Raw genomic sequence first — 14,627 nt, 5'->3', positions numbered from 1 at the left:
CATAAAAAAACAACACGTCCCCTTCTACCGAGATACGTGTTGTTTCATATCTTTAATTCATGGTGAGAACGGCTCGGAAACGTACTTGATTACTCATCATATGTTCATAGGCTTCTGCCGCTTTTTCTAACGGAAAGGTTTCAATTAACGGAAGACTTTGTGTCAGTGCACTAAAATCAAGGGCATCCTCTGAATCCTTCCCCGTACCAACGGTCCACCCATTGATGGAGCGATTGCCACGAATCAATTGCACAGGGGCGACTTCAATCGTGTCGGGTCCTGCTGCCACGATGCAAAGTTCGCCATCGGATCCCAATCCATCCACTAATTCCGCGATCGCTTTTCCATTGGGAGCGGTTGCTAAAATCACCTTGGCCCCACCCAATTTTTGCAGCTCTTCTGCACCATTGTTTTCCTTCGTATCAATGTAATGATGAGCGCCTAATTTTTGGGCAAGCTCTTTCTTTTCTTGTCCACGTGAGACCGCAACCGTTCGCATTCCCATTCGACTGGCGTATTGTATTGCCAAATGCCCTAAACCGCCTACACCTTGAATTGCGACTAGATCCCCTGCTCGCGCTCTCGTATTACGAATCGCTGTAAATGTCGTAACCCCTGCACAAAGAAGGGGAGCTGCCTCCACTAAAGATAAATCATCCGGGACCATTGCAAGTGCAGAGATGGGAGCGATCATATATTCTTGATAACCCCCATCATAGCTAATCCCAGTCACCTTTTTATTGATACAATTTACAAAATCTCCGCTGCGACATGGATCACACGTGAAACAATGCCCCCCATGCCACCCCACACCAACTCGTTGACCAGCGGTCCATGAATCAACGCCTTCTCCCACTTTATCGATGATACCGGTGACTTCATGCCCCGGTACTCTTGGATAGCGAATCCCAGGATAAGTCCCTTCCTTTATAAAGACATCGCTGTGGCAGACCCCACAAGCTTCCACCTTCACACGGACTTCATTTGAGCCCGGTTCAGGAATCTCCCGTTCAACTAATTCAAATTGATGATCTGCATTGACTTGCATGGCTTTCATCGTTTTCATAAGACCCCTCATTTTCCAATCAAAATCGAAATGTCAATCTCTCTGTACTCTTACCTACCTTGCTCATCGATAAACCTACGATTTCTATTTATCAAAGATTACCCATTGTTTTTCTTGACTAACCACTGATCCATACCCGCCATTAAAGAATACTAGAGTACGTCACCCCCTCATGTTAAAATGGTAAAAATAGCGAAGATTAGGAGTGGTCAACCATCAATACAATCGACCTCATTCTTCTAAATTTTGAAACAACACGAAATCACTCGATGCAAACCTGGCGTCTGATCCCTGATAACTACCTCGATTGGCGACCTGATCAAGAAGCTTATTCCTTCGGTGAAATGATCCGTCATGTCTGGGTAGGTGACTATGAATATTTACATATCCTCAAAACTGGGGGTTTGGACCCGGAGGAGGACATTTATCAAAATGTACCGATCACTTCGGTAGAACAGGAAATCGAATACTCTCACCCTCATCGACAACAGCTACTCGATTGGATTCGGAACCTCCCCCCCGAACAACTGATTGAAAAAAGTGTGGCTCGTCCAGCAAAAGGTTACCAACGGCCCCTTGGTGATATGTTGATGCGTATTGCCTACCATGACTCTGTCCATATCGGTTATTTTAAGCAATATCTACGCATGGTACAGTTGGAACAGCCAAATATGGCACTTGCCTATAACGAAGAATGGTAAGGAATTCATTGGACGGAGGCGTGAGGATATGAGGCCCATTGATCTTATGGTTTTCCATTTGGAAGAGGTACGAAGACGTTCCATTAAGACATGGCTAGGCGTACCCGAAGGCCATGATCACTGGCGACCCGACAAGGAGGCCTTCTCCTTTATTGAAATGGTCCGCGGGATATGGAAAAGGGATACTCAATATTTGCAACTTCTTCGGTCAAAGGGGGAAGACATTCCTGACGAATCGTTAAGTGAACCTTCATTGACGACCATTCCCCAGGAAATTGAATTCTCCTTTGCCCAGCGACTGAAATTGCTAAACGGGGTAAAATCCCTTCAACCCCTTGACTTAGATAACCAAAGGATCACACGAACAACCGGAGAATCGCAACCACTTAGCGAGTTCCTCCTTCTTATCGCTCATCACGAAGCGGTTCATACCGGGTACTTTATGCAGTATTTGCGGATGTTCCAGGCTGATCGTCCAAATATTTGGGATTAAGCCATTGATGAAAGAATCCAGGCCGTTCATGCGCCCTGGATTCTTTCATCATCGTTGATCCATATCATAGGGACACTTTTCCGTCATCTTACCTGTACGCGCATGGCTGGATCATTCCGATGTTCCTTAAAAAAACGAACCATATTGGGGATATACTCGATTAAATCAGGGCAGTGGATCCCACCGTCTTTCAACACGTTACTCGCCTGGGTGGAATCATACACAGAAGGATGATAGACATAGGCGACCGCTTCTGGATCCAGCCCCAAATAGCGACGTAGGGGACCGATTTTTAACAGGGTTTGTGCGATACCCAAGGGACAATAAAAACTGGGTTCCTTGCCTAGAAGTTCACGACTGAATATTTTGTAAATTTCTTGACTTGGATACGTCGCGCCTCCTGTAAGATGAAAGGTTCCGATACCTTGCTCGCTTTTTGCTAGATAGATTGTCGCTCGAATAATAAAATCAATCGGCACTACATCTAATGGTTCATCCCCTTTTCCGATATAGGGAACGGGGCCAAAGGAAAAGTGATCCAAGAAACGCAACATAAAATAGGGTCCATCAAATTTAATGGTCTCACCAGTCTTAGAATCCCCTACGACAACACCCGGGCGAATAATCGTTGTAGGAACGCCTTTCATGGCGGCTACCCGTTTTTCTGCTTCAAACTTGGTTTCCTCATAATGATTTTTAAAGGTTTGCCCCTTATCCAATTCTCCTTCGAGTATCCGTCCTGTTCTTGTTCCTGAAACATAAGCCGTACTAAAATATACATAACGCTGTAACGAGCGAAGTGTCCTTACAAATCGATTCACGTTTTGGGTTCCAATCACATTAACCTGGTATGCCAAATCTTGTGGAACCGCCAAATCATAGATGGCCGCGAGATGAAAAAAATGAGTCACTTTGTCTTGTAATGAAATTTTATCCGCCTCAGACATGCCTAAATTCTCCTGCGTGATATCCCCAGGGAGAATCGTTACTCGTTCATCTTTATCCGTCAGATGTTGTGCTTTTTCTACTTGTGTGGGATGAACGAGTAAGATAAAGTTTGTAGCTGGATCATCCTCGATCAACCCTCGATATAACCGCTCACAAATAAAGCCTGGAAAACCCGTGACCATAATCAATTTCTTCATATGCATCCCCCTACTCTTTTCTATAGTCTATCGTCACATAGAGTATCGGATGTCTTCCCAACCAAAAATCCCGCACAGGGCGGGATTGGTTAATGGAAGCCTTTTCATTTTATATAACGTCAAATCAAAAGGAAGAGGCGTCATATTTGCCAAGCACGCTTTGCAGTTTCATCGCTTTACTCAAATCGCCCTTCACTTTGAGTTTCCCAGTCATAAAAGCACTCGTGGCATTTAAATTCCCCAACAGCATTTCTTTAAAGTTCTGATCACTCATTTCGATAGTGCAATTCGCATCACCATTTTCTCCTGCTTTTACTTCAGCCAGTCCATTATTCAAATGAAGTTCATAGACCCCACCATCATCCCCTGATAAATTGAAGCGATAGGTCGTCTCCATCCCTTCGATGGGCTTTGGGTCTTCTTTCAATTTACTTTCAATCACTTCGAACATCCGGGAAGTCGTCATTTCCGCCATGGATTATACCCCTCTCTTTCATCAGTAATTATAACCCTTCTGATATTACTTTCTTCTGAATCTGCGTAGTCCCTTCATAGATGGAAAGAATCTTCGCATCCCGCATCCACTTTTCAACAGGGTAGTCTCTCATGTAGCCATATCCACCTAGAATTTGGACGGCATTCGTTGTTACTTCCATCGCGGTCTCCGCTGCAAAAGCCTTTGCCATGCTTCCTTCCACGGCACAGCTTTCTCCACGATCGGCTAGTTCCGCTGCTCTCCAAGTTAAAAGGCGGGCTGCATCGATCTTGGTTCGCATATCGGCTAACATATGTGCAATGGTTTGATTTTTAAAAATCGGCTTCCCAAATTGAACACGCTTTTTCGAATATTCCAATGCATATTCATAGGCGGCACGGGCGACGCCCACTGCTGCGGCTGCAACTGCAGGACGAGAATACTCCAACATTTGCATAGCACCAAAGAAGGCAAAATTCTCCTGCCCTAACAAATGATCCGCCGGGACTCGAACATCTTCGAGGATAACATCTCCTGTATGGGACGCACGAATCCCCATTTTTTTCTCTTTCTTACCTCCGCTAAGGCCTGGTGTATCTCCTGGAACAACAAAGGCAGAAACCCCTTGATAACCTCCATCAGGGTCCGTTCGAGCAAACACCACATAAAGATCCGCAATACCACCATTGGTGATAAAGCATTTGCGTCCATTCAGGACCCACTCATCCCCATCCTTCACCGCACGCGTTTTTAACGCATTCACATCAGAACCGGCTCCTGGTTCCGTCAGCGCCATCGCACCCAACCGCGGATGTTTAGCATCACATAAATACGGAATCCACTTTTTCTTCTGTTCCTCAGAACCCATATAATAAATTGGCAGACCAGCCAAGCCAATCACAGACAATGAAGTTGCAATCCCTGCACATCCCCAAAACAATTCCTCACCGATAAGGCAGGCGGTTAACACATTGGTTAACCCCCCTCCTCCATATTCAGTAGGGCACGCATAACTGGTTAAGCCAACCTCTGCAGCTTTTTTGAAGACATCCATCGGAAACTCTTCCCGCTCGTCATACTCCATCGCTACAGGACGAATCTCTTTTTCAGCAAAACCATGAGCCCACTTACGAAGCTCCTCCTGTTCTGCTGACAATTGAAACGATAACGAACCTTGAGATGAGCTTTGGCTGAGCATCGATTCCCCTCCTTATCCATGTGTACTGGTGACTGATCATGCCATTCTCACCCATCATCCTGCTGACTCAGTACTAACTTGGTGAAAGAACCCACCACGATACGATTCAACAGTCGGGCTAATTCATCGATCTCTACCTTTTCTTCTCCATCGGAAATTTGCTGGATGACCACTTCATTTACTGCACCAACCATCGCTCGCGATACCACTTGAATCGATGCATCAGAAACGGTGGGTGGCATGCCACGTTGAGCGGTTTGAAATATCATTTGGGAGAAATGGATATGCGCTTGACGACGCACTTCCTCTACCTGGGTACTCACACCTACCGATGACACCAATAAAAACTTGGCAACTGCCTCCTGTTCTGTACACAACTGAATGTACCGCCGAATCCCGGCATATCCTTTGTAGGAAAAATCCCTTTCTCCTTCAATGGCCTTGTGTACCTCTCCCAGGATCTCATCGACTAATTGCTCAACGAGTACCGTGAGAAGTTCTTCTTTACTTGAAAAATATTGATAGAAGGTCGTTTTGGATACATGAGCGTGCTCTACAATTTCCAAGATGGAGATCGCATTATAGCTTCGTGCAGTAAAGAGTTGCAAAGCGGCAAACAAAATTTTTTCCCGAGCATTGCTAGGCATAGTCGATGTGAATAGCAACAATTTCATAAAATAGACACCCCTACAGTACCAGTACGTACTGGTATTGTAATCCGATCACTTTCTTTTTGTCAATGGATCACTCCCTATCCTTCTCTATATCCTACGTACTTGTGATACACTTTAAGTACAATCGATCTAATTTACGTCCAGCAAATGGAACGCACCAAAACGGAGGTGGACTCATGACTTCAACATCTATCCCCACCATTGTAAAGAAACAAAAAGAATTTTTTCATACGGGAGAAACAAGAGATGTTGCTTTTCGCAAGCACCACTTACACCGGCTGCGTGAATGGATTCGCTCCCATGAAGCCAAAATATCGCACGCATTAAAAGAGGATTTAAATAAATCAACTAAGGAAGCCTATACCACTGAGATCGGAATCACCTTAAAAGAGATTCATACCGCCCTTAATCATGTAAAGCAATGGTCTCGGCCTCAACGCGTCCCTACTTCACTGATTCACTTCGGGGCTAAAAGTTGGATTCAACCTGAACCCTATGGTTCTGCTCTAATCATTGGACCATGGAATTATCCCTTCCAACTCCTTGTTGCACCCCTTATTGCAGCCATCGCCGCTGGCAATTGTGCCGTCATCAAGCCGTCGGAATTAGCTCCCCATACCTCGTCACTAATACGAGAAATGGTAGAAGAGTTATTTGAAGCAACCTATATCAAGGTCATTGAAGGGGATGCAGAAACCAGTACAGAGTTACTTGCTCAGCCCTTTGATACGATCTTTTTTACCGGCAGTGTCCCTGTTGGGAAAATTGTAATGGAAGCAGCAGCCAAACACCTTACTCCGGTTACCCTTGAACTCGGTGGAAAAAGTCCTGTTATCGTCGATAACGATGCCGATATCTCCTTGGCAGCGAAACGGATTGCCTGGGGCAAAACCATCAATGCAGGGCAAACATGCATTGCCCCGGATTATTTACTTGTTCATCGAGACGTAGAAGAGCCCCTCATCAAGGGGATTCAAGCGGCTATTCGTGAAAACTTTGGTGAACATCCTCTCCGCCATCCGGACTATCCCCACATTATTAATCGTCGTCATTTTGATCGCCTCTCCCACTTGCTTGAAAATGGTGAGATCCTTTCAGGAGGCGTCATGGATCCAAAGCTACCTGCCATCGAACCCACGTTAATCGGGGAGGTCAGCTGGGATGATCCAATCATGAATGATGAAATTTTTGGTCCACTGTTGCCGGTCATTCCCTTTGATAACTTGGATGAAATGATTGAAAAGGTTCGTTCCAAACCAAAACCACTCGCCCTATATTATTTCACTTCTTCCAAAGAGAAAGAGAAAAAAATCCTTGAATCCTTACCCTTTGGCGGTGGTTGTATTAACGATACCGTCATGCACTTTGCTAGCCCCTACCTTCCCTTTGGTGGTGTAGGACCGAGTGGGTTAGGAAATTATCATGGAAAACATGGATTTGACGCCTTTTCCCATCATAAAGGAATCCTCAAACAAACCACTCGCTTTGATATGCCCTTTCGCTACCCAAAAAGTAAAGTTGGCTTATCCATCATTCGAAAACTTCTACGATAGTCCCCCTACGAAAAAAAACCGGCAACGATGCCGGTTTTTTTCGTGGGGTAATCACTCGATTTGACCCCGCTTCAACCACTTCTCTCTTGCGTCGATTCTTCACCATCACAGTCAAAACAGAGGACATTGCCGTCTGCCTGTGTCACCCCATTGATAAACCCATCCGTACAAAACACCTGTTTACCACAGCGAACACAGTATCCTGCCAACTCGACCAAGACAGCCACCTCAACCTTCGTCCACAAATTTCCCAAACCATTATGCTTTATAACCGATTTTAAGGGATGGAAAACCCCTTTCTGTTCTATTGCACAGCTCCATAAAAACTATTACAATCCAATGAATGTACTTGTTATTATTGGTTAAACATTTAAGATAATTATTCGTTTTAAAAAACAAACGAATACAATAAGTAAAAATTATACTTTAATAAGCATTTAACTTGTCTTATTCACTCAAAACACAAAGGTATCCGGAGATATTTGTCTTTTTCACTAGAAACGATAGATAATATTTGGTATGATGTTTTCGTGATTTGAAGATGGTTGGTTCTGATTTTAAAAGAAAGCAGTAGCGGTTTTATTCAGCTGAATTATTATTTAAGAACGGAACTATTTAATACTGAGGAGGTAATTTATTAATATGTCAAAGATGAAATTTGGTTTTTTTGTACTTATCTTTTCGCTTCTATTAAGCGGTTGTAACATGCCTATCTCAAATGGATCAGCTTCTGGGAATAATGCAAAAAGTGAAGCGTCAACTTCTTCTGATAATAAAACACCAGCCAATGGCTCCTCTGATGCACAAGAAGCAAAGGGTACCAATGATGATGATACTTCTGGTGCTCAAGCAGCGAAAATTACCAATGAACAGCCGTGGTTTGAAGATGTCGACAGCACTGTTCCCAAAATCAGTAACACCGGTGGCGTCTGGTATTATAACGAGGAAAGGATCCAGGGGACATCGATGAAGATTTTGAATGGGATGAATACGATGTATTAAAGCTACAAGTGAGTGACAAGGAATATAAAAATCGTACTGCATGGACAAGAGCCATTGAATTCCTAGATAACGATGTCGTACGTATCACCATCCATTTAGGTACCGATGATGATAATGAATACGAACCTCCCCGTACGTACATTAAAGTCGAAAAAAACACAATGGTTGGGAAGAAATTTATTGTTGTTACCGAAGGTGGGGATAAACTAAATATTAACTAATGGAGGTATTTATGATTAGGAGATGTAAATTATTCATTCCATTACTTGCATTTGCACTACTTTTTAGTGGATGTGGGTTTGAAAGCTCCGATGGTGCCACTGCTTCCAATGAGGAGTCCTCTTCCAGCAAAAATACCAATAAGAACTTTGAAGTTCAATACGAATTTAATAACTGGGATACTCCTTGGAAATCGGAAGCAGGGGTTTGGTACTTCACAAAGGAAGATCACCCTGGAAACTTAGAAGACTATGAAGATTTCGAAGACGAAGATGTTCTTCTCATTCAAGTGGGAAATAAAGAATATCAAGGATATGAACTAGAACCGGTTTCAGTACAATTGGTGGATGCAGAAACTGCCAAAGTAGTTGTTGACCTTGATAAAGGTAGGGATTCTGAAGATCATTCTCCACCACGTACATTCCTTCAAGTAGATCGCGGAGTGTTAAAATATAAGAAGTTTCTTATTGAATCCGAAGATGGAAAACAATTAACTACAAACTAAAATAACAAAACCCTCGCTGTTTGCGAGGGTTTTGTTAACTTCATTTATAACATATGAACTTTGTTGCAGGCGTGTTGATTAGCCTGTTTATGCAAACTGTAGGAGACATGTGAGAAATAAAGGGCTTTGCCATTGAATGGGCGGAGAATTCAATGAGATCGGGCGTTTATCCCGAAGGAATTTTACCTTGCCCATCCTTAGTGAATTCGAAGCGGGCAGTGTTTTTTACATCCTCGCCAATGGTAAGTCTCTTGTGCTCCCACACGTCCTCCGACATCCAATGTAAAGATAATTAACACGCCTAATTCAGTTCGCATTTTCTATTTTTTGATTAAGTTTATCTTGTTCACTCTTCTCTGTTTCCTCAATCTCATTCAGTTTTTTATTCTCTTCTTGAATAAGAAGGGGCTCAATTTTATTATCTCTATCAATAAAATAGGATTTAATTTTATTTTCTCGCTCCGCTATTTTTTGTTGCAGCTCTAAAATATTTTTTGTTTTATTTGCTTTATCCATCAATTTAATCGCTTGATTTAGGCGATCTTTTTCACGGGATTGCAAGCCTAATGCATCCTTATAAATTAATTTATACAATTTATCTTGATTAACTGTATCACTGTTATCTACACTTGTCTCACTTTTCTTTTTCCAAATTTTCCATTGTTCACGCAACCGTTGGTATTCTTCAGTGAAATACTCGGAAAGATCTTGTTCAGATTGGGCTGTTCCATATTTACCACCACCCGCATCTGCAACTTTCTTCAATGCACTTTGTCCTTTATCATCCACATCAAATCCAATAATATTGACAATTGCCTCAACCCCACTTGTATGTAAGTTTTTCGCCGCTTGTGCAGGGTTTCCGCCACAGGTTTCTAATCCATCACTGACAACATAGACCACTTGACGAGCACTTTGACGATGATTAATTCCTTCTTCTGTTGCTTTTATTGCCGCTGCAAGCGGAGTCCAACCTGTTGGTTTAAATTTATTTAATGCTTTTTGAAATGAGCTCGATTCATAATTCGCAAGCGAATATACCTCTTCATTACTCTTGCACGATTCTGCTTTATCTTGTTTACTATTGCTCCCTTTATGACCATAAATACGCAGACTCAGCTTCGTTTCTTTAGGTAACGAAGAAGCAAATTCTTTGATGGATTCCTTAGCAATATCCATCTTGCTCTTACCACCTATTTTCTCTGCCATACTTCCACTGGCATCTAACAAGATGGATACATTTAGTTCTTCAGATGGTGCCGATGGTGGTGATTGAACCCCTCCTGGTTTTGTTGTCCCTACCTTAATCGTTGGATCAAACTTATCAATTTCTTTATCAATGGGTTGGTAATCCTCTGCCAAAAGAGAGATGAGTGCACTATACGATTGATTCGTAGTTAGCCCACTAGGTAAGTTTTTGATTTCTTGCACTAATTTTGCATCTTCAAGGTTTTCTCCCGCTAATTTTCCGGGACCTTCTTTTAGTATATCATTGATATTTGTAGCTACTTTCTTTTTCGTTAACTCATTACTATTCTCTGCAATTGTATTACCTGTAAGTGAACAACCAGAGGTCACTAACAAGCAAATGATTGCAATAAATCCTAACTTTTTCATCCAGTAAGACCACCTTTCTAAAATTTACTTTCATGAAGATGGTACCTGTAATTGTCGATAATGTCACGAAAAATGATGAAAAATACGTATTTATTCTAGAAAATTGTTAAGCCATTTGGTATACTTTTCCCGTAAGTTTTCTCGATCTCCCTTTATTGACCAAGTCTATTATTTTAGAGAGGTGTATTCGTTGATGATTATTACTAAAATGAAATGGTTGTCCGTCGGACTTATATTCGTTGTTATGTTAAGTGGTTGTTCACTAATCCCGAGCAATATGAATAATGCACAAAAAGCCTCTGGCACCAATTCTGAAAGCAATGCGAATAATCAGGGAGCTTCAGCCGATAAATCAGATGATGCAACAGCACCCAATGGCGCTCAATCAGCCAAAAGCTCGGGTGAGCAAATCTGGTTTGACAAAGATCAGCCTCTCTCCTCTGTTCCTCGGATGTCCACTGGGGGAATTTGGTATTATACCCAAGACCAACACCCCGGTAATATTGATGATGAATATGAGTGGGACGAAGTGGATGTCTTACATATTCAAATCAGTGACAAAGAATACTTAGGATATAAAATGGAACCGATCGGTATTGAAATGATCGGGGGCAATACTGCCAAAGTAATTATTAAGTTAGAGGAAGATAAAAGCGATTATGAAACCGATGAAGAGGAAGCACCTCGATTGTATGTCAAAGTTAAGCAAGGAGCTTTAGAAGGCAAGCAATTTATTATCCAAACAGAAGACGGTGAGAAATTAAATACAAATTGATTTAATTATCAATAAATTATAACGCTATATTAATAAATAACAAAAGACCTTACAAGGTCTTTTGTTATTTAAATAGTTAATAATACAATTTTATCTGTCGCACGGCAATTACACCCATATTTTCATCCGCTCTTCCAGTGTGCCTGTAAATAGCTCCAATTGCGTGTGATCGGGATCCAAAAAGTTAATCACGTGTCCGCCTCCGCGTTCTTCTGGTCCTCGCACAATGTGAACATGAAAAGCTTGTAATCGTTGCACTGCTTCGCTAAAATCCTCTTCTGCAATCGAAAAAGCCACATGATCGACCCCGATGGTTTGATCCGATCCCCTGACTGCTTCTCTTTTTTCAATGAGACAAATCCAAGCATCTCCCCATTCAAGATAGGCATCCCTTCTACCTCGGTGAACCACATTCATCTGTAAAGTGCCTTCATAAAAGTCCAGGGAGTTCTCTAGATTCGCAACGCGTATCGTAATATGATTAAATCCGCGTACTCTCAACTTAGACACCCTTCCTATCCATTTCTCCCCTTTGTCATCACATCAATCTCATAGGTTCCTTTGCCAATATGCTGCCCTTGTCCATTGACGAGTTGATACGGAATAGCGATTGGGAAGGGATCATCGATGATGCCAGGGGCAAATTGCAACTCCGAGTGATTGTTCCAATGGGGAACAAGAGTCCAATCGTTATAGTGGATCCCTTCTTTATACCATGGATGTTGATTGTGTCCAGGGGGGTTGAGACAGAGAAACAATGACAGATCATCACATAATCGGAGAAATGCTAACCCTTCTGGGAGAAGTGATCGCTCCTCCTGTGACATTTTCTGTTTTAACCTCGCCTGCCGATCTTCCTCTTCCTGAAGAAATCGTAAGGCCTCAGGTTCTGATGTCCCTTGGAAAAATGTAGCGTAGTGCAGACTACATAGACACCCCGCCAACGGGTCCAACTGTTGAACATGATCTAATCCGTGTCGATAGGCAGTCAGTTTTTCACTTAGGGGGTAATCAATAAAAGAGTAGGGTTCTTCCGCCTCTGGGTCCATTTTCACCCTCTGATCAAGTTCTTCCCAGCCAACATCATGCCACCATGCGGCCGTTCGTAATGATTTCCCAGGTCTTCCCCCTAAAAGCCAGTGATCCGCAAACTGTCCCGAAACTTTGCCATGATCATGTTGCTTGATCAAAAGAAAACCCTCTTCGATCCTACGGACAATCATGTTCTCACACCCTTTACAAGTAAATTAGTACTCCATTGTTGATGGATGATCTCATTGTAACAACAAGGTGTTGTTCAATCTTTTTGCGAAAAGGAAGATGGAAGTTTTAATGGACAAACAAGAACGGTATTCTATCACATACATTGATGATGTAGGCATTAGATTTTGATCGAGGAGGAGGTCCCATGACCAAAGAACAACCATCATCAAAGAAAAAAGCCAAGTCCTTTACGGATCAAGTAAGAACCAAAGGGCAAGAACAACCCGCACAAGAGTTTCCTAACCAAGAATTCTCATCTCATAATGGAGGCGCTCAGGATTTTAGTAAAGTCCCTTACCCCTATGGATACGACTGGGCTCACCCTGCTGTGAGCCAATACGGCCAAGGGCAGGAAGCTGGCGATCCCTATGGGTATGCCACACACAACCAGCAAAATTTCGCTCCACCCACCCCTAGCGGAGAGGCTACACCTTCCAATTATGATTACGGCGCAGATGCTTCTCAGTATCCCTATTATCCTCCTTATCCACCCCCACCACCTGCTTATCCAGGCTATGGTCCCTATTATCATCGTCCTTTACCCTATTATCGCCCAATGCAACCTTACTACCCTCGCCCTTATCCACCTGCTTATAATCCATGGCGCCCTTATTAACATCAAAAGCCCCCGGAGGTTTTCCGGAGGCTCTTTCTTTATGGGTGGGATAGGGTTACCAACGCACGCTTTTTTTCAAAATCAGTATCGGGATAATACGCATTCGCTACTAATAGATTGGGCCCTGTGCAACGGGCTTCTGGACAATAACAGTGAATCCGCTTGGATAGATCATGCGCGAGCCACCGATCAAATATCGTATCCAGTCGATCTGTATGAATATTACCTAAAGGGGGAACATCGCCAAAATCAGTGACAATGACTTCCCCATTAAACACATTCACATTTAGACGATTCCGACCATCTGGATCATGGCGAACCGTCACATTTTGTTCTTGATGAAGACGACGCCACAGTGCACGATCATCTGGATTCTCACTACATGGGTAGAAAGGCAAGGTACCAAACAAAATCCAGATCGATGGATCACGGTTGTCTAATAAGGATCGAATGGTTTCTCGAAATGAATCAAGGGAGATCAGTTCCATCCCCTTCGCAAAATCACTTGGATATAAAGGATGCACTTCATGGCGTGCACATCCCATCTCCACAATGGTTTGATGCATCTCGCTAAGATAAGGCGATGTAAAGGGAGATAACAATGTCTCAGCAGATACAAACACACCTTGCTCAGAGAGGGCACGAGCATTCTCCTTCATCCGTTCAAACAAACTCATTGCAGCTTTTGGCGTAACATCCCGGCCATATTTTTCAAAAGCAATGCGATGAAAGTCAGCTGCATCTCGATAATTCCAAGAAATATGTAACACATCGAGGTCTTCAATCCATCCCTGGTACCGACTTAAAGGCAATGTCAGATTAGAATTGAGTTGGGTATAGATTCCGCGAGAGCGAGCATAACGTAGCAAAGGTGCGATCGTCTCTTTTACCACTTTGGGATTTAAAATCGGTTCGCCACCTGTAATACTTAAGGTCGTCAGTGACTCCACTTCATCTAATCGCTTAATCAAATCCTCCACTGGAATGGAAATTCCCTCTTCGGTCACCAACATCTCACCAACTGCACAATGTTCACAGCGTAGGTTGCACAGTTGGGTCACTGTAAACTCCACACTGGTTAGCTCATACTTACCCTTTTCACTTCGATTAAACCAGGGATCCCATGGGTCCTTGTGTAGCATATTGAGTTGCTTTGCGTGCGTACTGCCCTTTCTGGTCATTCAAGAAACCCCCGTTTCTTCACTATAAAACAATGGATGAGTATACCCTACAGTGCGTCCATCCGTCAAACGGGATTTCTAACCATATCCTAATACCCATTCTTCCAAACCTCAACGGTAATACTGGGTTCACTTACCGTACAA

18 protein-coding genes are annotated in these 14,627 nt (G+C 42.9%); 8 read left to right on the top strand and 10 right to left on the bottom strand.

All coding sequences use genetic code 11. From position 1 onward, the window contains the following. Window positions 1-52: 52 nt before the first annotated feature. Window positions 53-1,066, bottom strand: a complete 1,014-nt coding sequence (locus CHX35_RS08065) for an alcohol dehydrogenase (RefSeq protein ID WP_091836422.1) — start codon at window positions 1,064-1,066, stop codon at window positions 53-55. A 215-nt stretch (window positions 1,067-1,281) separates the two neighbouring features. Here CHX35_RS08065 and CHX35_RS08060 point away from each other — a divergent pair, with 215 nt between their 5' ends. Next, the gene (locus CHX35_RS08060; protein WP_091836420.1) at window positions 1,282-1,767 is read left to right on the top strand and encodes a DinB family protein; all 486 of its coding nucleotides are present in this window, start codon (window positions 1,282-1,284) and stop codon (window positions 1,765-1,767) included. 28 nt (window positions 1,768-1,795) lie between these two features. Continuing rightward, window positions 1,796-2,260 (top strand): DinB family protein, encoded by a 465-nt coding sequence (locus CHX35_RS08055; RefSeq protein WP_091836418.1) that lies wholly within the window; start codon window positions 1,796-1,798, stop codon window positions 2,258-2,260. Window positions 2,261-2,343: 83 nt separating this feature from the next. Here the strand turns inward: CHX35_RS08055 and CHX35_RS08050 are convergent, their stop codons facing one another. From CHX35_RS08050 to CHX35_RS08035, 4 genes are all read right to left on the bottom strand, one after another. Beyond that, a complete protein-coding gene (locus tag CHX35_RS08050) occupies window positions 2,344-3,405 on the bottom strand; it encodes an SDR family oxidoreductase (RefSeq protein ID WP_091836416.1) in 1,062 nt (353 codons plus the stop codon). A gap of 124 nt (window positions 3,406-3,529) precedes the next feature. Beyond that, a complete protein-coding gene (locus tag CHX35_RS08045) occupies window positions 3,530-3,880 on the bottom strand; it encodes an SCP2 sterol-binding domain-containing protein (RefSeq protein WP_217895875.1) in 351 nt (116 codons plus the stop codon). Between the two features lie 28 nt (window positions 3,881-3,908). After that, window positions 3,909-5,078, bottom strand: coding sequence for an acyl-CoA dehydrogenase family protein (locus tag CHX35_RS08040; RefSeq protein WP_091836413.1), 1,170 nt, complete (start codon window positions 5,076-5,078; stop codon window positions 3,909-3,911). A 47-nt stretch (window positions 5,079-5,125) separates the two neighbouring features. Then, window positions 5,126-5,752: a TetR/AcrR family transcriptional regulator gene (locus CHX35_RS08035; protein ID WP_091836411.1), complete on the bottom strand. Its 627-nt coding sequence runs from the start codon at window positions 5,750-5,752 to the stop codon at window positions 5,126-5,128. Between the two features lie 104 nt (window positions 5,753-5,856). On the opposite strand from CHX35_RS08035, the gene CHX35_RS08030 reads away from it, so the two are divergent. Beyond that, window positions 5,857-7,305, top strand: coding sequence for an aldehyde dehydrogenase (locus CHX35_RS08030; protein WP_425435319.1), 1,449 nt, complete (start codon window positions 5,857-5,859; stop codon window positions 7,303-7,305). A gap of 71 nt (window positions 7,306-7,376) precedes the next feature. Here the strand turns inward: CHX35_RS08030 and CHX35_RS17495 are convergent, their stop codons facing one another. Beyond that, window positions 7,377-7,532 (bottom strand): hypothetical protein, encoded by a 156-nt coding sequence (locus CHX35_RS17495; protein WP_176391954.1) that lies wholly within the window; start codon window positions 7,530-7,532, stop codon window positions 7,377-7,379. Between the two features lie 415 nt (window positions 7,533-7,947). On the opposite strand from CHX35_RS17495, the gene CHX35_RS08025 reads away from it, so the two are divergent. From CHX35_RS08025 to CHX35_RS08015, 3 genes are read left to right on the top strand one after another with little or no spacing between them, the layout of a single operon-like run. Then, window positions 7,948-8,307, top strand: a complete 360-nt coding sequence (locus tag CHX35_RS08025; RefSeq protein ID WP_091836408.1) for a hypothetical protein — start codon at window positions 7,948-7,950, stop codon at window positions 8,305-8,307. 8 nt (window positions 8,308-8,315) lie between these two features. Then, a complete protein-coding gene (locus CHX35_RS08020; RefSeq protein ID WP_091836406.1) occupies window positions 8,316-8,528 on the top strand; it encodes a hypothetical protein in 213 nt (70 codons plus the stop codon). Window positions 8,529-8,539: 11 nt separating this feature from the next. Beyond that, a complete protein-coding gene (locus CHX35_RS08015; RefSeq protein ID WP_140413575.1) occupies window positions 8,540-9,031 on the top strand; it encodes a hypothetical protein in 492 nt (163 codons plus the stop codon). A gap of 306 nt (window positions 9,032-9,337) precedes the next feature. Here the strand turns inward: CHX35_RS08015 and CHX35_RS08010 are convergent, their stop codons facing one another. Continuing rightward, complete coding sequence (locus tag CHX35_RS08010) at window positions 9,338-10,648, bottom strand: VWA domain-containing protein (RefSeq protein WP_091836403.1); 1,311 nt, start codon at window positions 10,646-10,648, stop codon at window positions 9,338-9,340. A gap of 193 nt (window positions 10,649-10,841) precedes the next feature. On the opposite strand from CHX35_RS08010, the gene CHX35_RS08005 reads away from it, so the two are divergent. Beyond that, window positions 10,842-11,423, top strand: a complete 582-nt coding sequence (locus CHX35_RS08005; protein ID WP_091836401.1) for a hypothetical protein — start codon at window positions 10,842-10,844, stop codon at window positions 11,421-11,423. A 108-nt stretch (window positions 11,424-11,531) separates the two neighbouring features. Here the strand turns inward: CHX35_RS08005 and CHX35_RS08000 are convergent, their stop codons facing one another. Together CHX35_RS08000 and CHX35_RS07995 are read right to left on the bottom strand one after the other, a co-directional pair. Next, window positions 11,532-11,924, bottom strand: coding sequence for a VOC family protein (locus CHX35_RS08000; protein ID WP_091836399.1), 393 nt, complete (start codon window positions 11,922-11,924; stop codon window positions 11,532-11,534). Window positions 11,925-11,938: 14 nt separating this feature from the next. Further along, entirely contained in the window at window positions 11,939-12,646 is a 708-nt protein-coding gene (locus CHX35_RS07995) for a DUF3891 family protein (protein ID WP_091836397.1), read from the bottom strand. A gap of 185 nt (window positions 12,647-12,831) precedes the next feature. On the opposite strand from CHX35_RS07995, the gene CHX35_RS07990 reads away from it, so the two are divergent. Next, window positions 12,832-13,302, top strand: coding sequence for a hypothetical protein (locus CHX35_RS07990; RefSeq protein WP_091836396.1), 471 nt, complete (start codon window positions 12,832-12,834; stop codon window positions 13,300-13,302). 38 nt (window positions 13,303-13,340) lie between these two features. Here the strand turns inward: CHX35_RS07990 and yfkAB are convergent, their stop codons facing one another. Next, entirely contained in the window at window positions 13,341-14,483 is a 1,143-nt protein-coding gene (yfkAB, locus tag CHX35_RS07985; protein ID WP_091836394.1) for a radical SAM/CxCxxxxC motif protein YfkAB, read from the bottom strand. Between the last annotated feature and the right edge of the window lie 144 nt (window positions 14,484-14,627).

It is taken from the genome of Marininema halotolerans (assembly GCF_900116235.1).
GTDB classification, from domain to species: domain Bacteria; phylum Bacillota; class Bacilli; order Thermoactinomycetales; family DSM-45169; genus Marininema; species Marininema halotolerans.
Note: the sequence above shows the minus strand (reverse complement) of the source record. Positions and strands in the feature narration are given on the sequence as shown.